The sequence below is a fragment of the Phenylobacterium sp. genome, from assembly GCF_036677185.1.
Lineage (GTDB): Bacteria > Pseudomonadota > Alphaproteobacteria > Caulobacterales > Caulobacteraceae > Phenylobacterium.
Genome location: NZ_JAKFEN010000022.1, coordinates 125,832 through 148,764, shown reverse-complemented (window position 1 = coordinate 148,764; position 22,933 = coordinate 125,832). Strand labels below are relative to the sequence as shown.

The following is a 22,933-nucleotide window of genomic DNA, read 5'->3' as shown; positions in this document are numbered from 1 at the left end:
TCTCCCGCAAGGGGAGAAGGACGACGAAGCCCCTACCGCCGTCCGCGGCTCATCTCCACCCCAAGGTCCTGGATCTTCTTGCGCAGGGTGTTGCGGTTGAGGCCCAGGATCTCGGCGGCGCGCACCTGGTTGCCTCTCGTGGCCGTCAGGGTGAGCTGGATCAGCGGCCGCTCGATCTCCTCCAGCACCCGGTCATAGAGGCCGGTGGGCGGGATGCCGTCGGGCTGTTCGGCGAAATAGCCGCCCAGGTGGCGCTCCACCAGGGTCGCCAGGGTCACGGGGCCCTCGTGACCAGCGATCACCGGCTGCTGGTCGGCCAGTTCGCGCTCCACGATCCGGGCGCTGATCAGCTCCTCGCCATAGAGGGCGCAGATCCGGCGGATCAGATTCTCCAGCTCGCGGACATTGCCCGGCCAGGCGTGCAGTTTCAGGCGCTCCAGGGCCGTGGCGTCGATGGTCTTGGAGGGCAGGCCCTCGCGGTTGGCCCGGAGCAGGAAGGCCCGCGCCAGGTCCGGGATGTCGTCGGTGCGGTCGCGCAGCGGCGGCAGGCGCAGCGGCGCCACGTTCAGGCGGAAGAACAGGTCCTCGCGGAACAGGCCCTGCTGGATCAGCCCGCGAAGGTCCCGGTTGGTGGCCGCGATGATCCGCACATTGGGCCGCCGGCCGGTCCGGGGGTTGAGGGTCTGCTCCGAACCGTCGATCACCCGCAGCAGCCGGGTCTGGGCGTCCAGCGGCATGTCGCCGATCTCGTCCAGGAACAACGTGCCGCCGTCGGCCTCCACCAGCTTGCCGTAGTCGCCGTCGTCGCGGCCGAACAGCTCGGCCTCGACCCGCTCGCGCGGCACGGCGGCCAGGTTGATGACCACGAACTTGCCGTCCTTGCGCCGCCCCATGTCGTGCAGGGCGCGGGCCACCAGCTCCTTGCCGGTGCCGCTCTCGCCCAGGATCAGCACGGTGAGATCCGCGCCCACCAGCCGCGCGATGGTGCGGTAGACGTCCTGCATGGGCCCCGAGCGTCCGATCAGCGGCAGGCGCTCGTCGCGCAGGGCGCGGGCCTGGGCCTTGGAGGCGTCGGCGTCGGCGGGACGCGCCAGGGCCCGGCGCGCGGCCGAGGTCATGTCGTCGAGGTCGAAGGGCTTGGAGATGTATTCGAAGGCGCCCACCTCGGCGGCGTTCACCGCCGTCAGCAGGGTGTTCTGGGCGCTCATCACGATGACCGGCAGCTTCGGCCGCTCCTTGCGGATGCGCGGCAGGACGTCGAACACGTTCTCGTCGGGCATGACCACGTCGGTGACCACCAGGTCCCCTTCCCCGTCGGAGACCCATTTCAGCAGGGTCGTGGCGTTGCCCGTGGCGCGGACCTGGTAGCCCAGTCGGCTGAAGGCCTGGCTGAGGACCAGTCGGATGGAGGCGTCGTCGTCGGCGATCAGGATTTTCTTATTGGCGTTGGCCGCGACGTTCATGCGGTGACGTCCTCTTGGGAAGCGATGGGCAACAGCACGCGGAAGGTCGTGCGACCTGGCTCGGACTCGAAATCGATCAGGCCGCCGTGGCCGGCCACCAGCTTGGCGACCAGGGCGAGGCCCAGGCCCGCCCCATGGGTCTTGGTGGTGACGAAGGGTTGGAACAGGCTCTCGCGCAGATGGCTTGGGACGCCTGGACCATTGTCCTGCACCCGGATCTCCAGCGGAGCCCCGCGCAGGGTCTGGCCCTTGGAGGCCCGCACCCGCACGCCGTGGCGGTATGCGGTGTGGACCGTGATCGCTCCGCGCCCGTCGCCCCGCGAATGGGCGGCCTCGGCGGCGTTCTTCACCAGGTTCAGGAAGATCTGGATCAGCTGGTCCTCGTCGCCGAAGGCCGGCGGCAGGGAGGGGTCGTAGTCATCGGTGAGCGACAGGCCGTCGGCGACCCCGTTGGCCGCCAGCGCCTTCACCCGGTCCAGGACCTGGTGGATGTTGACCGGCTGGCAGTCCGGCAGGGCGTCGTCCGAGAAGGCCTCCATCCGGTCGACCAGCCGGCGCACCCGGTCGGTTTCGTCGACGATGAGCTGGGCCAGCGGCGCGTCCTCGGCCTTGGCCCCGGACTTCAGCAGCTGGGCCGCGCCTCGGATGCCCATCAACGGGTTCTTGATTTCATGGGCCAGCATGCGTCCCAGCCCCACGATCGTGCGCAGGCCCGCGGCTTCCGCGCCCGTACGCTCTCCGCCCAGCGATCCGCCCTTCACATGCAGGGTCAACAGCACCGAGCCGTCGCCCAGCGGGGCCGCGGCGCCGTCGGCCTCAAAGGACGGATGACCGAACAGGCTGATCTCCACCCCGCGTTCCCGGACCGGCGCGCCCTCTTCGATGGCGCGGTTCAGCAGGGAGACCAGGGCCGATCCGGTCGGGAGGGCCGCGCCGAAGCGGCCTCGCGCCAGCAGGCTGAGCCCTTGGCCGAACAGCCGCTCGGCGGCCTCGTTCACCGCCACCAGGGCGCCGTCCCGGTTCACGACCAGGGCCGGTTCGGGAGACAGGTCGAAGGCCTGGGCCTTCATCGCCTCCAGGTTCGCGCCGCCGGAAGCGGATCTAAATTGACCGTTCATGCCGCCAATCTCGTCTGGGGATCGCGCCACAGCGCGATCAGGCCACGTTCGACCTCTCCCGGATCCTCCATGCGGCAAAGCGTGGAGCGAGCGCTTCGCCGGGCCTCGGCCTCGTTGGGCCAGGGCGCGTTGTCGACATAGGCCGCCAGGTGCTTGCGGAATATCCGCAGGCCCAGACGGTCGCCGTAGAACTTCAGACTGTCGTTGAAATGGTCCAGAGCGATGGCCAGGCGTTGCTCCGCCTCCGGAACCAGGAAAGGTCGTCCATCCAGGGCCGCCTCGATCTGAGCGGCGATCCAGGGCCGGCCATAGACGCCGCGGCCGACCATGACCGCGTCAGCGCCGGACGCCAGCAGGGCGGCTCGGGCGCTGCCGCCGTCGACGATGTCGCCATTGACCACGACCGGGATTGAGACCTCGGCCTTGACCGCCGCCACGGCCGACCAGTCGGCGGCGTCCTTGTAGAACTGGCTGCGGGTGCGGCCGTGGATGGTCACCGCCTTGATCCCTCGAGCCTGGGCGCGGGCGGCGATATCGGGAGCATTCTTGCTGGCGTGGTCCCAGCCCAGCCGCATCTTCACCGTCACTGGGACATCGGGGACCGCGTCCACCGCCGCGGCCATCAGGCTTTCGGCGAGGTCCGGATCGCGCATCAGGGCGGACCCCGAGAGGACACCGGTTACCTCCTTGGCCGGGCAGCCGAAGTTCAGGTCGATGATCTGCGCGCCGGCCTTGGCGGCCAACCTCGCGCCTTCGGCGATGTGAACGGGGTCGCGGCCCACGAGTTGGACCACCATCAGCGGCAGGCCCTCGCCCACGGCGGCGCGGCGCACGACATCGGGGCGGCCCTTGGAGAATTCCGCGCAGGCGACCATCTCCGTGGCCACATAGGCCGCGCCCAGCTTGCTGGCCGCGCGGCGGAACGGCAGGTCGGAGACGCCGGTCATCGGCGCGATCCACGCCCGGCCGCCGACTGATACATCCCCGATCTGGAGCTGATTGCTCATTTCTTACGCATCCCCATCGCACCCTTTTTAGGCATATTGTGCGGCGCCGTAAAGCCTGGACAGGCCACCGCCCTCGGTTAAACACACGGCATGACCTTTTCGGCGGTGATCGTAGCGGCGGGATCCAGCACGCGGGCGGGGCCTGGCGCGCCCAAGCCCTGGCGGATGCTGGGCGGCCGGCCGATCCTGCGCTGGTCGGTGGAGGCCCTGGCGCGGGCCGGCGCGCGCGAGATCGTGGTGGTGGCCGCCTCCGATCGCCTCGAGGCTACGAACGAGACCCTAGCCGGCTTGGCGAACTGGAAGGCCGTCGCGGGCGGCGCCACCCGCGCTGGGTCGGTCCAGGCCGGTCTCGCCGCCCTCGCCTGCCCTCCGGACGCTCCAGTGTTGATCCACGACGCCGCCCGCCCCTTCGTCAACACCACCCATGTCGAGGCCCTGCTCGCCGCCCTGGCCGGCGCCGACGGCGCGGTCCCCGCCCTGCCTGTGGCCGACACCCTCAAGCGCGGCGGCGAGGTCATCACCGAGACTGTCTCCCGCGACGGCCTCTGGCGCGCCCAGACACCCCAGGCCTTCCGACTCGGGACCCTGCGCGAGGCCTACGCCGCCTGGCCGGCCGACGCCGAGCCCACCGACGACGCGGCCGTGGTGGAGCGGGCTGGCGGCCGGGTGGTGATGACGCCCGGCGATCCCATGCTGATGAAGCTGACCTATCCCGAGGACTTCGCCATGGCCGAACGGCTGACCGGCCAGACCCGCATCGTCCGTATCGGCCAGGGCCTGGACGCCCATCGCTGGGGACCCGGCGATGCGGTCTGGCTCTGCGGGGTGAAGATCGACCACGACGCGGCCCTGATCGGCCATTCCGACGCCGACGCCGGCCTGCACGCCCTGACCGACGCCATCCTCGGCGCCATCGGCGAGGGCGATATCGGCGAGCACTTCCCGCCATCCGATCCGCAATGGAAGGGCGTCTCGTCTGACCGCTTCCTCACCCACGCGGTCGGCCTGGTGGCGGCCAAGGGCGGACGCATCCTCAACGCCGACATCACCCTGGTCTGCGAACGCCCCAAGATCCGTCCGCATCGCGACGCCATGCGCCGGCGCCTCGCCGAGCTGATGGCCCTGCCCCTCGACCGGGTCAGCGTGAAAGCCACCACGACAGAAGGCATGGGCTTCACCGGCCGCGAGGAAGGCCTGCTGGCCCAGGCTGTGGTGTCCGTCGAAACGCCCGCCTAGGGCATCCAGGTCCAGCGCTCCTTGAGCTGGGCGTAGAGCGCCCCGATCAGGTTCATATAGTCGTCGGTCCAGGGCCGCGCGGCGGTGGGATCGGTCGGTTTCCAGCGCGGGTCGGCTTCGTAGGGCTCGATGGCCTTCAGGGTCTTGGTGATCAGGATGGCGTCCTCGGAGGACTCCCAGAGCGGCGGGCTGTCCTCGGCCGCGTCGTGCCGCTGGATCACCGCGAAGCCGCCGGCGGCCTCCGCCACCGCCATGGCCGGGCTCCGGAGCTCCAGGTTGCGGTTGGACAGGTGAAGGATCAGCACGCCGTCCGGCTTCAGCTTGGCCAGATAGCCCCGGACCGCCTCGACGGTCAGCAGGTGGGCCGGCACGGCGTCGGACGAGAAGGCGTCGATCAGCAGGATGTCGAAATTGTCGTCCGGCTGCTTGGCCAGGGTCAGGCGCGCGTCGCCCAGGACGAAGTCGATCACCCCGCTGGCGCAGGTGGTGGTGTAGCTGAAGTGCTCCTTGTCGGTGGAGATCGCGATGACCATCGGGTCGATCTCGAAGAAGGTCAGGTGATCGCCGGGCCGGGTGTAGGCCGCCACCGCGCCCGTCCCCAGGCCCACCGCGCCGATCCGCAGGGGCTTGGTCCCGGCATAGCCTCGCGTGAAGACCTGCCCGATCGGGGTCTCTGGCGCGTAGTAAACCAAGGGCCGGCAGTCATAGTCCGGATGCTGGGCCTGGGCGCCGTGCAGGGTGGTGCCGTGGGACAGCATCCGCACCTGGCCCTTCATGGCCGGGACCGGCATCTCCGACTGGCGGACCACCCCGAAGAAGCTGCGCCAGCTCTTGCGAACATCGACGCGGTCGCCCGCCACCTCGGCGGCCACCGACAGCATGACGATCAGGCCGAAGAAGATGATGGTCCGGCCGCGCGAGACGAAGGCGAGAACGGCGGCCAGGCCGAGCGCCAGCTTGATCCACAGCCCCATGGGGCCCTCGAGCCCGAAGAGGCCCACCAGGACCGGCGCCGCGAGGGTGCCGGCCGCGCCCATGAGGAAGATGGCCCAGCGCCACGGGGCGATGGGTCCCCAGCCGGGTCGGGCCAGGCAGGCCAGGGCCAGGACCAGGGGGTACTCCCAGACATTGTTGAAGATCACCGGCGCCACGAAGGCGTTGAACGACCCGCCCACCACGCCGCCGAACGACATCCAAAGATAGAATTCGGTGAGATGCGCCGGATTTGGCCGCCGGGCCACCAGGGCCTGGTGGCACATGAGCGCCGTCAGGAAGAAGGCCGCCAGGTGGACGAAGACCTGCAGCAGCAGGTGCATGTGCTTGAACGGCAGCAGCGCCGCGCAGGCGGCGAGCGCCACGGCGTGCAGGAACAGCGTGGCCCGCTGGGAGATCAGCGGCTTCTCCGAGAAGGCGATGATAAAGGTGCCGAGATAGAGCGCCAACGGCACGACCCAGATGAACGGCGCCGAGGCCACGTCCGTGGTCAGGTGCGTGGTGACCCCCAGCATCAGGCTGGAGGGGATGGCCGCGAGCGCGATCCAGACCAGGCGCTCGCGCCAGGTCGGGGCCGGCCCGGCCTCGATCCTGGCGGTCTCGGCCAGGACCGAACGCGCGCGGGAGACGGCCATGGCCAGGCCGCCCATCAGCAGGATGAAAGTCCCGTAGCCGACGCTCCAGCCCAGGGTCTGATGGCGCAGGGTGGCCAGGGGCTCGATCACGATCGGATAGGCCAGCAGGGCCAGCAGGCTGCCCAGATTGGAGGCGGCGTAGAGGACATAGGGCTCGGCCCCGGTCTCGGCGTGCAGGGTCCGCGCGTGCCAGGCCTGGACCAAGGGCGCGGTCGCCGACAGCACCGCGAACGGCGCCCCGATGGAGAGCGCCAGCACCCCGAGCAGCCAGAGCGACGGATGCTCCGAGCTCGGCTCCCCGAACACGCCCGACACGTGCAGCGGCAGGGTCAGGGCCGCCAGCAGCAGGGCGGCGATGTGGACCAGGGCCTGGGTGCGGATCGATGCGATCTTCTGCAGCAGGTGGGCGTAGCCGTAGCCGGCCAGCAGCGCCGTCTGGAAGAAGGCGATGGAGGTGTTCCAGACCGAGGGGCTGCCGCCCAGCAGGGGCAGGACCAGCTTGGCCACCATGGGCTGGACCATGAAGACCAGTCCGGCGCTTGCGAAGATGGTGACGGCGAAGAGCGCATGAGAGACGCTCAGGCTTGGCCGTTCGGCCTTATCAAGGGTGGTCATGGGCTCGATTCGGCTTGTATCCGCACCAGCGGCGATGTTGTGGTCTCGCCTTCGCCTTGCCTAGACCTTTGGAGTTCGCGCCATGTTTTCCCTGGAGATCGTCACCCTGGCGCGCCTGCTGATCGACGAGGCCCGGGAACGGTCCCTGCGGATCGTTACAGCCGAGAGCTGCACAGGCGGGCTGGTGGCCGGCGCGATCTGTTCGATCCCCGGCGCCTCCGATGTCTTCGAGCGAGGCTTCATCACCTACACAAACCGCGCCAAGCAGGAGATGCTGGGGGTGCCCGGCGACCTGATCGCCGACCTGGGCGCGGTGTCCGAACCCGTCGCCCGGATGATGGCCGAGGGCGCCCTGGAGGCGTCAAACGCCCACATCGCCGTGGCGGTCACCGGCGTCGCGGGCCCCGGCGGCGGGACGCCGATGAAGCCGGTCGGCACGGTCCACATCGCCACCGCACGCACCAATCACGGCCTGATGCATCGCTCCGAGCTGTTCGAGGGCGAAACCCGGGCGGATATCCAGGAACTGGCGGTCCAGGCGGCGCTGCAGGCCCTGCGCGACCGGATGAGCTAAGCGTGGCGGACGATCCGAAGACTTTCCTGTTCAGCTGCACGACGATGGATGGCGAACTGCGCTTCCGCCGCTCGCCCGACATGGGAGCGGCGGGAAATGGAGTCTTGCTGGTTATTCCCGGCGCATTCCGCAACGCAGAGAGCATCGCGCCTTTCGCCGACTTGATCGCCAAATACGCGACGACGGTCAGCACGAGCTTGCCCGGTTTCGGAGGGTCTGCGCCCCTCACGCGCAATAGCGTCGCCTCCTTCGCCGAGAACTACCTTGAGGCTCTTGTCCAACTCTATCCTGACCGGTCCATCACTATCCTCGGAGAGTCGCTGGGAGGATTGGTCGCCTTGAATTTGGCCCAGATCGCCCCGACGGGGCTGATCGCCAGGGTCATAGCCCTCGATCCTCCACTCAGCACCGCCAAGCTCTGGCCAGTCCAGCAGGTCTTGGCTCAGACGTTCGCGCGTCAACCGCACTATAAGCCGCTCGATGAGTTTGCTCGCGAGATTTTCGGTATGTCGCGAGACGGCCAGATCACTGACCTGACCTATTTTCACCTTCTGGCGTACGCTGGCGTACCCGTAGAAGTCGCGACGGGCGCGGAGCCGCTGTTTCCAGTTCGCGACCCGAATGTCAGGCCTTGCCTGATCGACCAAACGGACCTGCATATCCTTTCCGCGCTCGAACACGTCCGGGTCCACCGCATTGCGGGCGCCAATCACGTCTTGGTGGAGAGCGCGCCGGCCGAATGCGAAGCTTTGGTGCGAAACGCCCTTCAGACCCGTCCGAACTAGCTGTACAGCGCCTTAGCCCGAGCCTCGAAGCAGGCCATCAGCTTGTCCACCGCATGGTGGAAGTTTGCGGAAAGCAGACCGGCGAGCAGACGGGATTTGAATTCAAAATCGATGTCGAACTCGATCTTGGTTCCGCCCGAGACCTCGACGAACCTCCAGCGGTTGGCCAGGTGGCGGAACGGCCCCGACAGCAGGGCCACGTCGATTTGCCGGGCGCCGGCGTCGCGCCGTACGCGGGTGGAGAACGTCTCCTTCAGGAACGAGAACCCGACCCCGGCCTGGGCGTCGACCAAGCTGACGCCCTCCCCGTCCGGGCGGGCGTTCCAGGTGCGCATGGACTGGATCCAAGGCACGAACTGCGGATAGGCCTCGATATCGCCCACCAGGGCGAAGAGCTGGTCGGGCGTATAGGGCAGCGTCTTCTCGACGTGGTGCTGCAAGGGGTCTAGGCCGCCGCGTCCTTGGCGAGCCGCGCGGCCTTCAGCCGGGCGAAATCCTCGCCGGCATGGTGCGAGGACCGGGTCAGGGGGCTCGCCGAGACCATCAGGAAGCCCTTGGCCCGGGCGATCTCCTCATAGGCGCGGAACTCGTCGGGGTGCACGAAGCGGTCGACGGCGGCGTGCTTGCGGGTGGGCTGCAGGTACTGGCCGATGGTCAGGAAATCGACGCCGGCCGAACGCATGTCGTCCATCACCTGCATGACCTCTTCCTTGGCCTCGCCCAGGCCGACCATCAGGCCGGACTTGGTGAACTGGTTGGGGTCGCGCTCCTTGACCCGCTCCAGCAGGCGCAGGGAGTGGTAGTAGCGGGCGCCTGGCCGGATCGAGAGGTAGAGCCGCGGCACGGTCTCCAGGTTGTGGTTGAAGACGTCGGGCTTGGAATCGATGACGATCTCGGCCGCCGCGACGGGCTTGCGCAGGAAGTCCGGCGTCAGGATCTCGACGGTCGTTCCGGGGGCTGCGGCGCGGATGGCGTGAACCACGGCGGCGAAGTGGGCTGCTCCGCCGTCCGACAGGTCGTCGCGGTCCACCGAGGTGATGACCACGTGCTTCAGGCCCATCTTGGCCACCGCGTCGCCGACCCGGGCGGGCTCGGTGGCGTCGAGGGCGTTGGGCTTGCCGGTCGCGACGTTGCAGAAGGCGCAGGCTCGGGTGCAGATCTCGCCCATGATCATCATGGTGGCGTGGCTCTGGGTCCAGCACTCGCCGATGTTCGGGCAGGCCGCCTCTTCGCAGACGGTCGTGAGGCCGTGTTCCTTCACGATGGCGCGGGTGGCGTTGTAGCCGGGCGAGCCGGGCGCGCGAACGCGCAGCCACTCGGGCTTGCGCAGCATCGGGGTGTCCGGCCGGGCCTGTTTCTCGGGGTGGCGCGGACGCGCGCCGTTGAGCGTATCGATGACGGTCGCCATGGGGCCTAGATCGTCTTTCGGGGCCTCGGGATCAAGCCGTGATTGAGCGGCCCCGCGCCGCATGCTCAAACTTGGCCATGATCCGTGCCTCCGTGATCGCCGCCGTGCTCTTGGTTCTCGCGGCTTGCGGACGCGACGAGGCGCGCGCGCCGTTCGCCGAAAGCCGGGTCCCGCCATCGCTCGGCGCGCGGTTCCAGCCGCCCGAGGGCTGGGCCTGGGGCTTCATCCGCGGCGGGCTCAATCCCGTGCAGCGCTATGGCGTGGCCAGCACCTCGCGGGCGCCGCGCGCCGTCGTGGTGATCGCCCCCGGCTACGGCGAGAGCGCCGAGGTCTGGTTCGAGACGGTCCGCGACCTGGTGGGCGAAGGCTACACGGTCTGGATCCTGGACCGCGCCGGCCAGGGCGGCTCCGAGCGCTTCGTCCTGCCCCGCGACCTGGGCCACGCGCCCAGCTTCGACCCGGACGTCACCGGCCTGATGCACCTGCTGAAGGTGGTGGTCCGGGCGCCGGAGGCGACACCGGTGATCCTGCTGGGACACGCCGACGGGGCGGTCGTGGCCCTGGCCGCCGTCGAATCCGGCCTGAAGGTCGATGGCGTGGTCGCCTCCTCCCCCTGGCTGGCGGCCGATATGGCGGCTCCGGCTCCAAGATGGGCGCCCGGCCTGGACCGCCTGGCGGCCCCGGGTTGGAAGGCCTGGACCCGCGACGGCCCCGACGACCTGGTCCGCGGCCTGACCCACGACCGGTGGCGGGGCATGGTCGGCCAGGCCTGGCAGACCGCCAATCCCGACCTGCGGATGGCCGGACCGAGCCGTGGCTGGATCGGCGCGCACCGCGCCGCCAGCCGCAGGGCCACCGAGCGCGCCGCCGCCGCGCGGGCGCCCATCCTGATGCTCAACCCTGACGAGGATGGCGTCTCCCTATGTCGGCAAGCGCCTCGGTGCCGCGCCGTCGCCGTCCCCGGCGCGCGGCGCGCCCTACACCTGGAAGCCGACCCATGGCGTCAAGCCTGGCGAAAGGAGACCCTCGCCTTCATCGCCGCGACCGTCGAGGATCACCGAAATATACAGCTGGATCAGTAGGTTCTGCGAGATATCTCCGGCAGGTGGTACGCCTACCCCCTCACGGCCTGTAACATATCTTTTCAATGACAGGTCCGAGCGATAGGCTCCGCCGCAATGAATATGGCGAGACGATCGGGGAGGTTGTCGCCTTTGTCGCGTACGTTTGAACCCACTGGGGCCGGACTGTCGTTGTTCGACGCCCTCATTGAGGCGCGCGCCAAATACGGCGCGAAGAAACCGATCCTGGAAGACCAGGAGCGCAACCCGCTCACCTATACCGACCTGATCCGAGGCGCCTTCGCCCTGGGCCGCAAGATCGCCGGCATGACCGCCAGGGGCGAGCATGTGGGCATCCTGCTTCCGTCCAGTTCGGCGGTCGTGGTCACCTTCTTCGCCCTGCACGCCTTCGGCCGCACGCCGACCATGCTCAACTTCACCGCTGGCATCCGCAACCTGAAGGCCGCTTGCGAGTTGGCGGGCGTGAAGCGCGTCCTGACCTCGCATCGCTTCGTCGAGCAGGGCAAGCTGCACGACCTGATCGACGCCCTGGAGACGGTGGCGGAGGTCACCTATCTCGAGGACGTGCGCGAGAAAATTGGGTTGGCCGACAAGCTGTTCGCCGCCGCGGCCGGCGCCTTTCCGAAGAACTTCCGCGCCGAGACCAAGCCCTCGGATCCCGGCGTGATCCTGTTCACCTCCGGCAGCTTTGGCGCGCCGCGCGGCGTTGTCCTCACCCAGGCGAACCTGATCGCCAATGTGAACCAGATCGCCGAGCACATCCCGCTCGATCCCTCCTGGGTGATGTTCAACCCCCTGCCCACCTTCCACTGTTTCGGCCTGACCGGCGGGGCCCTGCTGCCGATCCTCAAGGGCATGAAGGCCTTCGAGTATCCCTCGCCGCTGCACGTCAAACAGATCCCTCCGCTGATCAAGGACACATGCGCCTCGATCCTGTTCGCCACCGACACCTTCCTCAACCAGTACGCCCGATCAGCCGAGCGCGACGAACTGTCGGGCCTGCAGTTCATCGTCTGCGGCGCTGAAAAGGTTCGCGAAGAGACCCACAACCTCATCCGCGACCGGTTCGGCGACGTTCCGGTCCTGGAGGGCTACGGCGCCACCGAGGCCGCCCCCGTGATCGCGGTGAACAAGCCCACCGACAACCGCCGCGGCACGGTCGGCGGCCTGCTGCCCGGCATCGAGACGCGTCTGGAGCCGGTGGAGGGCATCCCCGGCGGCGGCCGGCTCTATGTGCGCGGCGCCAACATCATGGCCGGCTACCTGACCCTCGGCGGCGTGATCGAAGCTCCGCCCGACGGCTGGCACGACACCGGCGACGTGGTCGACATCACCGAGGACGGCTGGATCAAGATCCTGGGCCGGGTGAAGCGCTTCGCCAAGGTGGGCGGTGAGATGGTTTCCCTGACCGCGGCCGAGGACATCGCCACGGCCGTCTGGCCCAACAGCCGCCATGCGGTGATCGCCATGCCCGACGCCAAGAAGGGCGAACGCCTAGTGCTGGTCACCGACCGGCGCGACGCCGACTCCACGCCGCTGGTGGCCCACGCCCAGGCCATCGGCGCCCCGGAACTGGCCGTGCCGCGCAAGATCATCAAGGTCACCGAGGTTCCGGTCCTGGGCACCGGCAAGACCGACTATGTGGCGATCCAGCGGATGGCGGAAGCCGACGGCCTCCGCGCCGCCTGACGATCAGCCGGCCATGGGGGCCGGATAGGGGGAAAGACCGCATGCCGAATCTCAGCCTCTGGGCGCCGCGGGTGCTCAGCATCCTACGGCTCATCACCGCCCTGCTCTTCATGCAGCACGGCCTGATGAAACTGTTCGACTTCCCGGGGCCTCAGCCGGGCGCGCCGGACCCCCTGCCGCCAATCCTGATGGCCGCGGCCTGGCTCGAAGTGATCGGCGGCGGCCTGATCGCCGTTGGGCTCTTCACCCGCATCGCGGCTTTCGTCAGCTCCGGCCAGATGGCCGTGGCCTATTTCGTCGCCCACGGCAGCCAAGGCTTCTGGCCGGCGTTGAACGGCGGCGAGCTGGCCATCATGTTCTGCTTCGTGTTCCTCTACCTGGTCTTCGCCGGCCCTGGCCCGTGGAGCCTGGACGCGATCGTCCGGAAGAAGAGCTGATCTCTTTTCCCTCCCCTTTATGGGGACGGCGGCGCAGCCGCCAGGGTGGGGAAGTCCGGCAACCTGCGCCGATGCTTCAAGCTACCCCACCCTCGACCGCTGCGCGGTCTGCCCTCCCCATAAAGGGGAGGGAAAAGCGTTCTAGATATGCAAGACCCGCCCATAGGCGTCGAGGGCAGCCTCGTGCATGGCCTCGCTCATGGTCGGGTGCGGGTAGACGGTGGCCTGCAGCTCGGCCTCGGTGGCTTCCATGGTGATGGCCAGGACATAGCCCTGGATCATCTCGGTGACCTCGGCCCCGATCATGTGGGCCCCGATCAGCGCCCCAGTCTTCTCGTCGAAGACGGTCTTCACGAAGCCCTCGGTCTCGCCCGAGGCGATAGCCTTGCCGTTCACCTTGAACGGGAAGCGGCCGACCTTGACGGCGATCCCCTGTTCCTTGGCCTGGGCCTCGGTGAGGCCCACCGAGGCGATCTGCGGGCTGGAATAGGTGCAGCCGGGAATGGGAGAGTTGAGGTTGGTCGGCTTCAGCCCCGCGAGGTGCTCGACACAATGCACGCCCTCGTGGCTGGCCTTGTGGGCAAGCCAGGGCGGGCCGGCCACGTCGCCGATGGCGTAGAGGCCCGCGACGCCCGTGCCGCCGTGGCTGTCGATGACCACGTGGCTCTTCTCGATCTTCACGCCCAGGGCCTCCAGGCCCATGTCCTCGACATTGCCGGCGATGCCCACGGCGACGATGGCCACGTCGGCGGTGAGCGTCTCGGCCTTGCCGCCGGCCTCGAGCTCGACGGAGACCCCGGTCCTTGACTTGGTCAACTTCTTGACGCTGGCCCCGACCCGGAACTTCAGCCCGCGCTTCTCGAAGGCCTTGTGGGCGGCCTTGGAGACCTCCTCGTCCTCCACCGGCAGGATGCGCGGCAGGGCCTCGATGACGGTCACCTCCGAGCCCAGGGCCCGGTAGAAGCTGGCGAACTCGATGCCGATGGCGCCGGATCCGACGACGATCAGCGACTTGGGCGCAGCCTTGGGGACCATGGCCTCGCGGTAGGTCCAGACCCGGTCGCCGTCCGGCTCCAGGCCGATGGCCGGGATGGTGCGGGCCCGCGCGCCGGTGGCCAGGATCACGTGCTTGGCCTGGACGGTCCGCGAACCGCCGGCCTTCAGCGCCACCACCACCTTGGGAGCCCCCTGCCCCTTCTCCAGCTTGGCGGTCCCTTCGATCACCTCGATCTTGTGCTTCTTCATCAGGAAGGTGACGCCGGCGTTGAGCTGGCCCGCAACCTTGCGCGAGCGCGCGATCACATTGCTGAAGTCGAACGAGGCCTTCTCGATCTTGATGCCGTAGTCGGCCAGGTGGCTCAGGTTCTCATAGGCCTCGCCGGACTTGAGCAGGGCTTTGGTGGGAATGCAGCCCCAGTTCAGGCAGACCCCGCCCAGGGTTTCGCGCTCGACGATGGCGGTCTTGAAGCCGAGCTGGCTGGCGCGAATGGCTGTCACATAGCCGCCCGGGCCCGAGCCGATGACGATGACGTCGAAATCCATATGACTAGCCTCAGACGATCATCGTGATGGGGTCTTCGATCAGGGCCTTGAAGGCCTGCAGCCAGCGGGCGCCGATGGCCCCGTCGACCACGCGGTGATCGCAGGTGAGTGTGACGCTCATCACCGTGGCGATGGTCAGCTCGCCGTTCCTCACGACCGGGCGCTGCTCGCCCACCCCGACCGACAGGATCGCGCCCTGCGGCTCGTTGATGATCGAATTGAACGACTTGATGCCGAACATGCCCAGGTTGGAGACGGAGAACGTGCCGCCCTGGAACTCTTCCGGCTTCAGCTTGCGCGTCCGGGCGCGTTCGGCCAGGTCCTTGGCCTCGACGGCGATCTGGGCCAGGCCCTTGGTTTCGCACTTGCGGATGATCGGTGTGATCAGGCCGCCGTCGATGGCCACGGCCATGGCGATGTCGGCGTTGTGGTGCATGGCGATACCCTCGGGCGAATAGGAGGCGTTGGCCTCCGGCACCCTCTTCAAGGCCACGGCCGCGGCCTTCAGCACCAGGTCGTTGACGCTGACCTTGATCCCCTGCTTCTCCAGCATGGCGTTGATCTTGGCGCGGCTGGCCAGCAGGGCGTCGATCTCCAGGTCGATGGTCAGGGGGAAGTGCGGCACGTCGCGGAAGCTGTCGGTCATCCGCCGCGCCACGGTCTTCTTCATGCCGTCCAGCGGGATCAGGTCGTAGGTCCCGTCCGGAATGCCCATCTGGGCCAGGCTCTGGGCCTGACGGGCGGGCGCGGGGGCGCCGGCGGCAGACGCCGCGGCGGGCGCCTTGGCCGAGGGCGTGGCGCCCTCCACGTCACGCTTGATGATCCGGCCGTGCGGACCTGACCCCTGCACCTGGGCGAGGTCGAGACCCTTCTCTTCGGCGATCCGGCGCGCCAGGGGCGAGGCGAAGACGCGGTCTCCCCCTCCGTCACGCGTCGCTGCGCTCCGCGCGCCACCTCCCCCTGAGGGGGAGGAACTTTGGGCCGGGGCGGCGGCCGGTTTCGGGGCTTCCAATTGCTCCCCCTTTAGGGGAGCTGGCGGCGTAGCCGACTGAGGGGGACTTTCGGCCTTGGGCGCGGGCGGGGCGGAGCCGGCGTCCTCGCCCGAGAGCCGCGCGATGGGCGTATTGACCTTCACACCTTCCGAGCCCTCGGCGACCAGGATGTCCTCGATGACGCCCTCGTCGACGGCCTCCACCTCCATGGTGGCCTTGTCGGTCTCGATCTCGGCGATCACGTCTCCGGAGGAGACCTTGTCGCCCTTCTTCACGTGCCATTTGGCGAGGGTGCCCTCCTCCATGGTGGGAGACAGGGCGGGCATCAGGACATCGATGGACATGGCGTTTCTGAACTCGTCAGGAAGGTTCGAGCGACAGGCGCGCCAGTTGGTCGGCGTTGGCCTCCCAGTTGGCGCCGTCGAAGGCGGTGATCTCGAGGTGTATGGCCTCGTCCAGGCAGCGGGCGTTGACCGACCAGCCGTCCGGATTGGAGCGCGGCCGGTAGAAGCTCTTGATGCCGCACTCGGAGCAGAACAGGTGGCGCGCCACCCGGCTGTTGAAGGTGTACTCCGCCAGCCGTTCCGCGCCCTTGGTCAGCCGGAACCGGCTCTCCGGCACGATGACGTGCAGATAGCCGGTCTTGGCGCACATGGAGCAGTTGCAGCTCTGCGCCTCGACGACCTGCGGCAAGGCCACCTCGAACCGGACGCCGCCGCAATGACAGCCTCCGGCGCGCCAGGTGAAGGGGTCGGTCATTTGTAGCAGACCGCCTTGGCCGCCTTGACGATGTCCTCCACCGACGGCAGCGACAGGGCTTCCAGATTGGCGGCGTAGGGCAGCGGCACGTCCTTCTGGCAGACCCGCGCGGGCGGGGCGTCCAGATAGTCGAAGCCATGCTCGATGACCCGGGCGATCACCTCGGCGCCGACGCCCATCGGGCCCCAGCCTTCCTCGGCGGTGACCAGGCGGTTGGTCTTCTTGACGCTCTCGACGATGGTTTCGTGGTCCAGGGGACGCAGGGTGCGCAGGTCGATGACCTCGGCCTCGATGCCCTCGGCCGCCAGCGCCTCGGCGGCCTTGAGCGCCATGCCGACCATCCGCGAGTGGGCGGTGATGGTGACGTCCTTGCCCTCACGGCGGACCCTGGCCTTGCCGATGGGCACGACCCAGTCGATCCCCTCCGGAACGTCGAACTCCTGGCCGTACATCATCTCGTGTTCGAGGAAGACGACGGGGTTCGGGTCGCGGATGGCGGCCTTCATCAGGCCCTTGGCGTCGGCGGCGTCATAGGGCGCCACCACCTTCAGGCCGGGCACCTGGGCGTACCAGGAGGAATAGTCCTGGCTGTGCTGGGCGCCGACCCGAGAGGCCGCGCCGTTCGGACCGCGGAACACGACCGAGCATTTGATCTGGCCGCCCGACATGTAGAGCGTCTTGGCCGCCGAATTGATGATGTGGTCGATCGCCTGCATGGCGAAGTTCCAGGTCATGAACTCGACGATGGGTTTGAGGCCCGCCATGGCCGCCCCGACGCCCAGGCCCGCGAAGCCGTGCTCGGTGATCGGGGTGTCGATCACCCGCTTGTCGCCGAACTCCTGCAGCAGGTCGCGCGAGACCTTGTAAGCGCCCTGGTACTGGGCGACTTCCTCGCCCATCAGGAACACCTTGTCGTCGGCCCGCATCTCCTCGGCCATGGCGTCGCGCAGGGCGTCGCGGATGGTGGTCTTGACCAGTTTCACGCCCTCGGGAACCTCCGGATCGCGCAGCTCGACCCTGGGGGCGACGGGCGCGGCCGGCGACTCGGCGTGGACGGGTTGCGGCTGAGGCGCCTCGGCGACTGGCTGAGCCTTGGCCTCGCCATTCGCCTTGGGCGGCGGAGCCGCCGCGCCGTCGCCGTCCGACAGGCGGGCGATGGGCGTATTGACCTTCACCTCCTCGGTGCCCTCGGGAACCAGGATCTCCTCGATCACACCCTCGTCGACGGCCTCGACCTCCATGGTCGCCTTGTCGGTCTCGATCTCGGCGATCACGTCGCCGGAGCGTACGGAGTCACCCTTCTTCACATGCCACTTGGCGAGCGTGCCCTCCTCCATGGTGGGAGACAGGGCGGGCATCAGGACGTCGGTCACTGGGCAGCCTCCAGATAGACATCCGTATAGAGCTCGGAGGGGTCCGGTTCGGGGCTGGTGCGGGCGAACTCGGCGGCGTCAGCGACGATGCGCTTGACCTCCGCGTCGATGGCCTTCAGCGCCGCCTCGTCGGCCCAGCCCTGCTTGGCGAGCCGTTCCTGCAGGTGGTCGATGGGGTCGCGGGTCTTGCGCACCTCATCGACCTCGTCGCGGGTCCGGTATTTGGCGGGGTCGCTCATGGAGTGGCCGCGATAGCGGTAGGTCTTCATTTCGAGGATGTAGGGGCCCTTGCCCGAGCGGGCGTGGGCGGCGGCCTTGCCGGCCGCCGCCTTGACCGCCAGCACGTCCATGCCGTCGACCTCCTCGCCCGGGATCCGGAACGAGGCGCCGCGCTTGTGGAGGTGGGTCTCCGACGAGGAGCGCTCGATGGAGGTGCCCATGGCGTACTGGTTGTTCTCGATCACGTAGACGACCGGCAGGCTCCAGAGCTGAGCCATGTTGAAGCTCTCATAGACCTGGCCCTGGTTGGCCGCGCCGTCGCCGAAATAGGTGAAGCTGACCTTTTTGTTGTCCCGGTAGTGGTTGGCCAGCGCCAAACCCGTGCCCAGCGCCACCTGCGCCCCCACGATGCCGTGGCCGCCATAGAAGTCGGCCTCGGTCGAGAACATGTGCATGGAGCCGCCCTTGCCCTTGGACGATCCGCCGGCCCGGCCGGTCAGTTCGGCCATGACCTCGCGCGGATCCATGCCGCAGGCCAGCATGTGGCCGTGGTCACGGTAGCCGGTGATCACCTGGTCGCCCGGCTCCTTGATCGCCTGGACGCCGACCGCGATCGCCTCCTGGCCGATGTAGAGATGGCAGAAGCCGCCGATCAGGCCCATGCCGTAGAGCTGCCCCGCCCGCTCCTCGAAGCGGCGGATCAGCAGCATGTCGCGATAATATTTGAGAAGCTCGTCCTGGGTCACAGGTCCTTCTACTACACCATTGACACCGGTGTCAGTACTCTTCCGCCGAGCAGCAGAGGCCGCTTGCCCACGCGCCATACGTCTCTCCCGTAGGAATGCATCATCGCGGTTACGCTCCGCGTTTCCGATCGCCTAGAACGACTGAGTCCGCCCTAAGGCTTCACGCGGATCACATAGTCGTTCGGATGAGCGAAGCCTAGCAGGGAACGCGCGCGTTCTTCCAGCAAGTCGGCGGAAAGGCTGGTATCGCGCAGAAGCTGGGCGCGCGCCTCGAGGTCCTGCCTCTGGGTACGCAGGGTTTCCAGCTCCTGGGTCTTGGCCGCAAGCGTGGCGTCGCGTTGGGTCGACGACAGCAGGCCCCGATCACCCGTGAAGGCGTGGAACCCGAAATAGAAGATCAGGAACGCCAGGGCCGCTGTGGGCAAATAGGAACGAAGGCGGGCGAACACGGGCGAATCTGAGACTCCTGAACGCCGCTATCTCACGCAATCGTGCTTAATTTCCGGTTACGTCGCCGGGATCCGCCGCCCCCTGCGGCGACAGGAGCACGGCCACGACCATGTCCGCGGTAACGTTGAACAGCGTCTTGAACATGTCCGGGATGGAATCGATGGCGATCAGCAGCGCCAGGCCCTCCAGGGGCAGGCCGAGCGCCGAATAGAGCGGCGCCTGCAGCATCAGGCCGGCCGAGGGCACGCCTGGCGTGGTCGCGCCGATCAGGATCCCCGCCCCGGCGCTGGCGAGGATGGCGAAGGGGGTGAGCTCCAGGCCGTAGAGCCGCGCGACAAAAGCGACGCCGAGGATGGTGGCGATGGCGTGCTGCAGCTTGAAGGTCGAGACCGCCACGGGCAGGACCAGGTCGGCGACCTCGGGCCGCAGGCGCAGGTCATCATGCCCGGCCTTGATCAGGGCCGGCAGGCTGGCGAGCGACGACCTGGAACTGAGCCCCACGGCCTGTACCGGCAGCATGGCCACGGCGAACCTGCGCCAGCCGACCCGGCCGCCGAACACGGCCAGCGGATAGAGCAACAGGGTCCCCAGCATGTAGAGCCCGATCGAGACGGCCAGGAAGTAGCCCACCGCCCCTGCCCCGGCCGCGCCGAGGTTGACGCCGAGGGCGAAGCTCAGGGCCAGCACCCCGATCGGCGCCAGGGCCACCACCCAGCGGACCAGGATGATCATCACCTCGGCCACGGCGCGGAACCCCTCGACGACCTTGGCGCGGGTCGCGGGCGCAGCGTTGGCGGTGGCGAGCGCGAAGGCGACCGTGAACACCAGCAGCGGCAGCAAAGCTCCGTCGGCCGCGGCCTTGAACGCATTGGCCGGCACCAGGGAGACCAGCCATTCGGTCGCGGTGACGGGCGCGGCTGGCGGCGGCTGGGCGGCCTGGGCCATCAGGGCGGTCGTGGCGGCCGGATCCAGGCGCACGGCGCTCATCAGGGCCGGACTGACCGCGAAACTGGCCAGGGTGAAGGCCGCGAGCAGGCCCAGGAACAGCAGGACCATCCGCAGGCTGAGCGCGCCCGTCTGTTTCAGGTCGCCCGCTCCGGCGATGGCGACCACCAGCAGGGGGACGATCAGCGGAATGACCGTCATGCGCAGGGCGTTGACCCAGAGCTGGCCGATCGGCGCCACGATCTCCTGCGCGCGCTCGCCCCAGGACGCGCCGTGGCCCAGGACCCCCAGGGTCAGGCCGAGCGCCAGGGCGGCGATCACCCACGCCGCCGATGATGTCGCAGGCCGCTTCATCGCCACCCCAGGTCCCAGTCGCGGGAGCCTACAGGCGCTCGGCGGAGATTCGAAACCCGGCCGACGCCTAGAGGTGCTTGATCGCCTTGGCGCCCAGATAGATGGCCTGGTCGCCCAGTTCCTCCTCGATGCGCAGCAGCTGGTTGTACTTGGCGGTGCGATCGGAGCGCGACAGGGAGCCGGTCTTGATCTGACCGCAGTTGGTGGCCACCGCCAGGTCGGCGATAGTGCTGTCCTCGGTCTCGCCCGAGCGGTGGCTCATCACGGCCGTGTAGGCGGCGCGGTGGGCCATGTCGACGGCGTCCAGGGTCTCCGACAGGGTGCCGATCTGGTTGACCTTGACCAGGATGGAATTGGCCAGACCCTGCTGCACGCCGAGCGCCGAGAGCCGCGCCGGATTGGTGACGAAGAGGTCGTCGCCCACCAACTGGATCTTGCCGCCCAGCCGCTCGGTGAGCAGCTTCCAGCCCTCGAGGTCGTCCTCGGCCATGCCGTCCTCGATGGTGACGATGGGGAACTTGGCCACCAGGCCGGCCAGGTAATCGACCATGCCGGCCGGATCGAGGCTCTTGCCCTCCCCGTCCATCACGTACTTGCCGCCCTTGAAGAATTCGGTCGAGGCGGCGTCAAGGCCCAGCTGGAAGTGGTCGCCGGCCTTGTAGCCCGCCGCCTGGCCCGCCTTGACGATGAAGGCCAGGGCCTCCTCGGCCGAGCCGATATTGGGGGCGAAGCCGCCCTCATCGCCCACATTGGTGTTGTGGCCGGCGTCGTGCAGCGCCTTCTTCAGCGCGTGAAAGATCTCCGCGCCCATGCGCAGGCCCTCGGCGAAGGTGTCGGCGCCGGTGGGCAGGATCATGAATTCCTGGATGTCGATCGGGTTGTCGGCATGGGCGCCGCCATTGATGATGTTCATCATCGGCACCGGCAGGACGCGGGCCGAGACCCCGCCCACATACTTATAGAGCGGCAGGCCGGCGCTGATCGCCGCGGCCTTGGCGGCGGCCAGGCTGACCCCCAGGATGGCGTTGGCGCCCAGGCGCGACTTGTTGGCCGTGCCGTCCAGTTCGATCAGCAGCTTGTCGAGCCGACGCTGGTCCTCGGCGTCGACGCCGGACAAGGCGTCATAGATCTCGCCATTGACCGCATCCACCGCCTGCCGGACGCCCTTGCCCAGATAGCGCGTCTTGTCGCCGTCGCGTTTCTCGACCGCCTCGTGGGCGCCGGTGGAGGCGCCGGAGGGCACGGCGGCGCGGCCCATGGCGCCGTCTTCCAGGATCACATCCACCTCGACCGTCGGATTGCCGCGGCTGTCCAGGATCTCCCGGGCGGTGATGTCGACGATCTCGGTCATGGAAGCTCCTTGGCGCTTAGGCGAAACGGCCGGGGACCCTTAGCCAGCTTCGTCCGCCGGGGCAATCGTGGGCGCCTTGACTCGCGGCCGCCATCTCCGGCTGATGCCCCCATGCTGCTCACCGAAAAACCCGCCGACGGCGTCGCCGTCGTGACCCTGAACCGGCCCGAGGCCATGAACGCGCTGTCGAAGGCGCTGCGGGCGGCCTTGCACGAGGCGCTGCAGGCCCTGGAGGTCGATCCCGAGGTGCGGGTGATCGTCCTGACCGGCGCCGGCGAACGGGCCTTCACCGCCGGCCTGGACCTCAAGGAGCTGGGCGGCGATCCGGACGGCCTGCGCGCCGCCAACGCCGTCGAGCCTTCCGAGAACCCCGCCTGGGCGGTGATCGCCTGCAAGAAGCCGGTGATCGGCGCCATCAACGGCGTCGCCATCACTGGCGGGTTCGAGCTGGCCCTGGCCTGCGACGTGCTGATCTGCTCGACCAACGCCCGGTTCGCCGACACCCATGCCCGGGTCGGCATCACGCCGGGCTGGGGCCTCTCCCAGAAGCTGTCACGCGTCATCGGGCCATACCGCGCCAAGGAGCTGTCGCTCAGCGGCAACTTCCTCGACGCCAAGACGGCCTATGAGTGGGGCCTGGCCAACCGCGTGGTGGAACCCGCCGACCTGATGCCCATGGCCATCAAGCTCGCCGCCGACATGGCCACGATCGATACCGAGATGCTGGTGACCTACAAGGCGATGATCGACGACGGATACGAGCTGTCCCTGCGTCGCGGCCTGGAGCTGGAACACGCCCGCTCCACGGTCCACAACCGACACGTGACGCCCGAGATGGTCGAGGCTCGGCGCGCCGGCATCCAGGCCCGCGGCCGCGGCCAGGGCTGATCGCAAAGCAAAACCGCCCCGCAGGCCAGGCCTGGGGGGCGGTGGGAATTGCCTGTCGCCGCCAGAGGCGGCGCGCCGGTCGGGAAGACTAGTCTTCCTTCGGCGTGATGACCTGACGGCCCTTATACATGCCGGTCTTCAGATCGATGTGGTGCGGGCGCTTCAGTTCGCCGGTTTCCTTGTCTTCGACGAAGGAGTTGGCGCCTAGGGCGTGGTGCGAGCGCCGCATGTTGCGCCGCGACGGGGATACTTTGCGTTTCGGAACGGCCATG

22 protein-coding genes are annotated in these 22,933 nt (G+C 68.4%); 7 read left to right on the top strand and 15 right to left on the bottom strand.

Annotation, left to right across the window (positions count from 1 at the left end; all coding sequences use genetic code 11):
* Window positions 1–32: 32 nt before the first annotated feature.
* The 3 genes from V6M51_RS14085 to dusB are packed head-to-tail and all read right to left on the bottom strand — an operon-like array spanning window position 33 to window position 3,588.
* A complete protein-coding gene (locus tag V6M51_RS14085) occupies window positions 33–1,463 on the bottom strand; it encodes a sigma 54-interacting transcriptional regulator (RefSeq protein WP_332768123.1) in 1,431 nt (476 codons plus the stop codon).
* Window positions 1,460–2,581: a two-component system sensor histidine kinase NtrB gene (locus V6M51_RS14080; RefSeq protein ID WP_332768122.1), complete on the bottom strand. Its 1,122-nt coding sequence runs from the start codon at window positions 2,579–2,581 to the stop codon at window positions 1,460–1,462. Before V6M51_RS14080 ends, V6M51_RS14085 begins: the two co-directional genes overlap by 4 nt.
* The gene (gene dusB / locus V6M51_RS14075) at window positions 2,578–3,588 is read right to left on the bottom strand and encodes a tRNA dihydrouridine synthase DusB (RefSeq protein WP_332768120.1); all 1,011 of its coding nucleotides are present in this window, start codon (window positions 3,586–3,588) and stop codon (window positions 2,578–2,580) included. Before dusB ends, V6M51_RS14080 begins: the two co-directional genes overlap by 4 nt.
* A 90-nt stretch (window positions 3,589–3,678) precedes the next feature.
* Here dusB and V6M51_RS14070 point away from each other — a divergent pair, with 90 nt between their 5' ends.
* Window positions 3,679–4,824 (top strand): bifunctional 2-C-methyl-D-erythritol 4-phosphate cytidylyltransferase/2-C-methyl-D-erythritol 2,4-cyclodiphosphate synthase, encoded by a 1,146-nt coding sequence (locus tag V6M51_RS14070; protein ID WP_332768118.1) that lies wholly within the window; start codon window positions 3,679–3,681, stop codon window positions 4,822–4,824.
* Here V6M51_RS14070 and V6M51_RS14065 read toward each other — a convergent pair.
* Window positions 4,821–7,067, bottom strand: a complete 2,247-nt coding sequence (locus tag V6M51_RS14065) for a spermidine synthase (RefSeq protein ID WP_332768117.1) — start codon at window positions 7,065–7,067, stop codon at window positions 4,821–4,823. The genes V6M51_RS14070 and V6M51_RS14065 overlap by 4 nt on opposite strands.
* An 82-nt stretch (window positions 7,068–7,149) precedes the next feature.
* On the opposite strand from V6M51_RS14065, the gene V6M51_RS14060 reads away from it, so the two are divergent.
* Window positions 7,150–7,641 (top strand): CinA family protein, encoded by a 492-nt coding sequence (locus V6M51_RS14060; protein WP_332768115.1) that lies wholly within the window; start codon window positions 7,150–7,152, stop codon window positions 7,639–7,641.
* Window positions 7,642–7,643: 2 nt separating this feature from the next.
* The gene (locus V6M51_RS14055) at window positions 7,644–8,426 is read left to right on the top strand and encodes an alpha/beta fold hydrolase (RefSeq protein WP_332768114.1); all 783 of its coding nucleotides are present in this window, start codon (window positions 7,644–7,646) and stop codon (window positions 8,424–8,426) included.
* Here the strand turns inward: V6M51_RS14055 and V6M51_RS14050 are convergent.
* Both V6M51_RS14050 and lipA read right to left on the bottom strand, forming a co-directional pair.
* On the bottom strand, window positions 8,423–8,866 hold the full coding sequence (locus tag V6M51_RS14050; protein WP_332768113.1) for a type II toxin-antitoxin system RatA family toxin: 444 nt from the start codon (window positions 8,864–8,866) through the stop codon (window positions 8,423–8,425). The two genes, V6M51_RS14055 and V6M51_RS14050, sit on opposite strands and share 4 nt — an antisense overlap.
* A gap of 5 nt (window positions 8,867–8,871) precedes the next feature.
* Complete coding sequence (gene lipA / locus V6M51_RS14045; protein WP_332768112.1) at window positions 8,872–9,834, bottom strand: lipoyl synthase; 963 nt, start codon at window positions 9,832–9,834, stop codon at window positions 8,872–8,874.
* A 77-nt stretch (window positions 9,835–9,911) separates the two neighbouring features.
* On the opposite strand from lipA, the gene V6M51_RS14040 reads away from it, so the two are divergent.
* The 3 genes from V6M51_RS14040 (at window position 9,912) to V6M51_RS14030 (ending at window position 13,042) form a co-directional block, all read left to right on the top strand.
* The gene (locus V6M51_RS14040) at window positions 9,912–10,916 is read left to right on the top strand and encodes an alpha/beta hydrolase (protein ID WP_332768110.1); all 1,005 of its coding nucleotides are present in this window, start codon (window positions 9,912–9,914) and stop codon (window positions 10,914–10,916) included.
* A gap of 102 nt (window positions 10,917–11,018) precedes the next feature.
* Complete coding sequence (locus V6M51_RS14035) at window positions 11,019–12,605, top strand: AMP-binding protein (RefSeq protein WP_442957655.1); 1,587 nt, start codon at window positions 11,019–11,021, stop codon at window positions 12,603–12,605.
* A 41-nt stretch (window positions 12,606–12,646) separates the two neighbouring features.
* A complete protein-coding gene (locus V6M51_RS14030; RefSeq protein WP_332768106.1) occupies window positions 12,647–13,042 on the top strand; it encodes a DoxX family protein in 396 nt (131 codons plus the stop codon).
* A 141-nt stretch (window positions 13,043–13,183) separates the two neighbouring features.
* On the opposite strand, the gene lpdA is transcribed toward V6M51_RS14030, so the two are convergent.
* The 8 genes from lpdA to eno form a co-directional block, all read right to left on the bottom strand.
* Window positions 13,184–14,584, bottom strand: a complete 1,401-nt coding sequence (gene lpdA / locus V6M51_RS14025) for a dihydrolipoyl dehydrogenase (protein WP_332768104.1) — start codon at window positions 14,582–14,584, stop codon at window positions 13,184–13,186.
* 10 nt (window positions 14,585–14,594) lie between these two features.
* Window positions 14,595–15,920, bottom strand: coding sequence for a pyruvate dehydrogenase complex dihydrolipoamide acetyltransferase (locus tag V6M51_RS14020; RefSeq protein WP_332768102.1), 1,326 nt, complete (start codon window positions 15,918–15,920; stop codon window positions 14,595–14,597).
* Window positions 15,921–15,936: 16 nt separating this feature from the next.
* Window positions 15,937–16,335 carry a GFA family protein gene (locus V6M51_RS14015; RefSeq protein WP_332768100.1) on the bottom strand — a complete coding sequence of 133 codons (399 nt, stop codon included), beginning with the start codon at window positions 16,333–16,335 and terminating at the stop codon, window positions 15,937–15,939.
* Window positions 16,332–17,708 (bottom strand): pyruvate dehydrogenase complex E1 component subunit beta, encoded by a 1,377-nt coding sequence (locus V6M51_RS14010; protein ID WP_332768098.1) that lies wholly within the window; start codon window positions 17,706–17,708, stop codon window positions 16,332–16,334. Before V6M51_RS14010 ends, V6M51_RS14015 begins: the two co-directional genes overlap by 4 nt.
* A complete protein-coding gene (pdhA, locus tag V6M51_RS14005; protein ID WP_332768096.1) occupies window positions 17,705–18,751 on the bottom strand; it encodes a pyruvate dehydrogenase (acetyl-transferring) E1 component subunit alpha in 1,047 nt (348 codons plus the stop codon). The genes V6M51_RS14010 and pdhA overlap by 4 nt, the downstream gene beginning before the upstream one ends.
* A gap of 74 nt (window positions 18,752–18,825) precedes the next feature.
* Entirely contained in the window at window positions 18,826–19,122 is a 297-nt protein-coding gene (locus tag V6M51_RS14000; RefSeq protein ID WP_332768094.1) for an FtsB family cell division protein, read from the bottom strand.
* A 46-nt stretch (window positions 19,123–19,168) separates the two neighbouring features.
* Window positions 19,169–20,389: a dicarboxylate/amino acid:cation symporter gene (locus tag V6M51_RS13995; protein WP_332768092.1), complete on the bottom strand. Its 1,221-nt coding sequence runs from the start codon at window positions 20,387–20,389 to the stop codon at window positions 19,169–19,171.
* Between the two features lie 100 nt (window positions 20,390–20,489).
* Window positions 20,490–21,773 carry a phosphopyruvate hydratase gene (gene eno / locus V6M51_RS13990; protein ID WP_332768091.1) on the bottom strand — a complete coding sequence of 428 codons (1,284 nt, stop codon included), beginning with the start codon at window positions 21,771–21,773 and terminating at the stop codon, window positions 20,490–20,492.
* A gap of 111 nt (window positions 21,774–21,884) precedes the next feature.
* Here eno and V6M51_RS13985 point away from each other — a divergent pair, with 111 nt between their 5' ends.
* On the top strand, window positions 21,885–22,661 hold the full coding sequence (locus tag V6M51_RS13985; protein ID WP_332768090.1) for an enoyl-CoA hydratase: 777 nt from the start codon (window positions 21,885–21,887) through the stop codon (window positions 22,659–22,661).
* Between the two features lie 88 nt (window positions 22,662–22,749).
* Here the strand turns inward: V6M51_RS13985 and rpmF are convergent, their stop codons facing one another.
* A complete protein-coding gene (gene rpmF, locus V6M51_RS13980; RefSeq protein ID WP_254833223.1) occupies window positions 22,750–22,932 on the bottom strand; it encodes a 50S ribosomal protein L32 in 183 nt (60 codons plus the stop codon).
* Window position 22,933 lies beyond the last annotated feature (1 nt).

What these genes read in the sequence shown, in the direction of transcription:
- V6M51_RS14085 (WP_332768123.1), bottom strand. Translation starts at nt 1,463, where the DNA reads ATGAACGTCGCGGCCAACGCCAATAAGAAAATCCTGATCGCCGACGAC.
- V6M51_RS14080 (WP_332768122.1), bottom strand. Translation starts at nt 2,581, where the DNA reads ATGAACGGTCAATTTAGATCCGCTTCCGGCGGCGCGAACCTGGAGGCG.
- dusB (WP_332768120.1), bottom strand. Translation starts at nt 3,588, where the DNA reads ATGAGCAATCAGCTCCAGATCGGGGATGTATCAGTCGGCGGCCGGGCG.
- V6M51_RS14070 (WP_332768118.1), top strand. Translation starts at nt 3,679, where the DNA reads ATGACCTTTTCGGCGGTGATCGTAGCGGCGGGATCCAGCACGCGGGCG.
- V6M51_RS14065 (WP_332768117.1), bottom strand. Translation starts at nt 7,067, where the DNA reads ATGACCACCCTTGATAAGGCCGAACGGCCAAGCCTGAGCGTCTCTCAT.
- V6M51_RS14060 (WP_332768115.1), top strand. Translation starts at nt 7,150, where the DNA reads ATGTTTTCCCTGGAGATCGTCACCCTGGCGCGCCTGCTGATCGACGAG.
- lipA (WP_332768112.1), bottom strand. Translation starts at nt 9,834, where the DNA reads ATGGCGACCGTCATCGATACGCTCAACGGCGCGCGTCCGCGCCACCCC.
- V6M51_RS14040 (WP_332768110.1), top strand. Translation starts at nt 9,912, where the DNA reads ATGATCCGTGCCTCCGTGATCGCCGCCGTGCTCTTGGTTCTCGCGGCT.
- V6M51_RS14035 (WP_442957655.1), top strand. Translation starts at nt 11,019, where the DNA reads ATGGCGAGACGATCGGGGAGGTTGTCGCCTTTGTCGCGTACGTTTGAA.
- V6M51_RS14030 (WP_332768106.1), top strand. Translation starts at nt 12,647, where the DNA reads ATGCCGAATCTCAGCCTCTGGGCGCCGCGGGTGCTCAGCATCCTACGG.
- lpdA (WP_332768104.1), bottom strand. Translation starts at nt 14,584, where the DNA reads ATGGATTTCGACGTCATCGTCATCGGCTCGGGCCCGGGCGGCTATGTG.
- V6M51_RS14020 (WP_332768102.1), bottom strand. Translation starts at nt 15,920, where the DNA reads ATGTCCATCGATGTCCTGATGCCCGCCCTGTCTCCCACCATGGAGGAG.
- V6M51_RS14015 (WP_332768100.1), bottom strand. Translation starts at nt 16,335, where the DNA reads ATGACCGACCCCTTCACCTGGCGCGCCGGAGGCTGTCATTGCGGCGGC.
- pdhA (WP_332768096.1), bottom strand. Translation starts at nt 18,751, where the DNA reads ATGGCGCGTGGGCAAGCGGCCTCTGCTGCTCGGCGGAAGAGTACTGAC.
- eno (WP_332768091.1), bottom strand. Translation starts at nt 21,773, where the DNA reads ATGACCGAGATCGTCGACATCACCGCCCGGGAGATCCTGGACAGCCGC.
- V6M51_RS13985 (WP_332768090.1), top strand. Translation starts at nt 21,885, where the DNA reads ATGCTGCTCACCGAAAAACCCGCCGACGGCGTCGCCGTCGTGACCCTG.
- rpmF (WP_254833223.1), bottom strand. Translation starts at nt 22,932, where the DNA reads ATGGCCGTTCCGAAACGCAAAGTATCCCCGTCGCGGCGCAACATGCGG.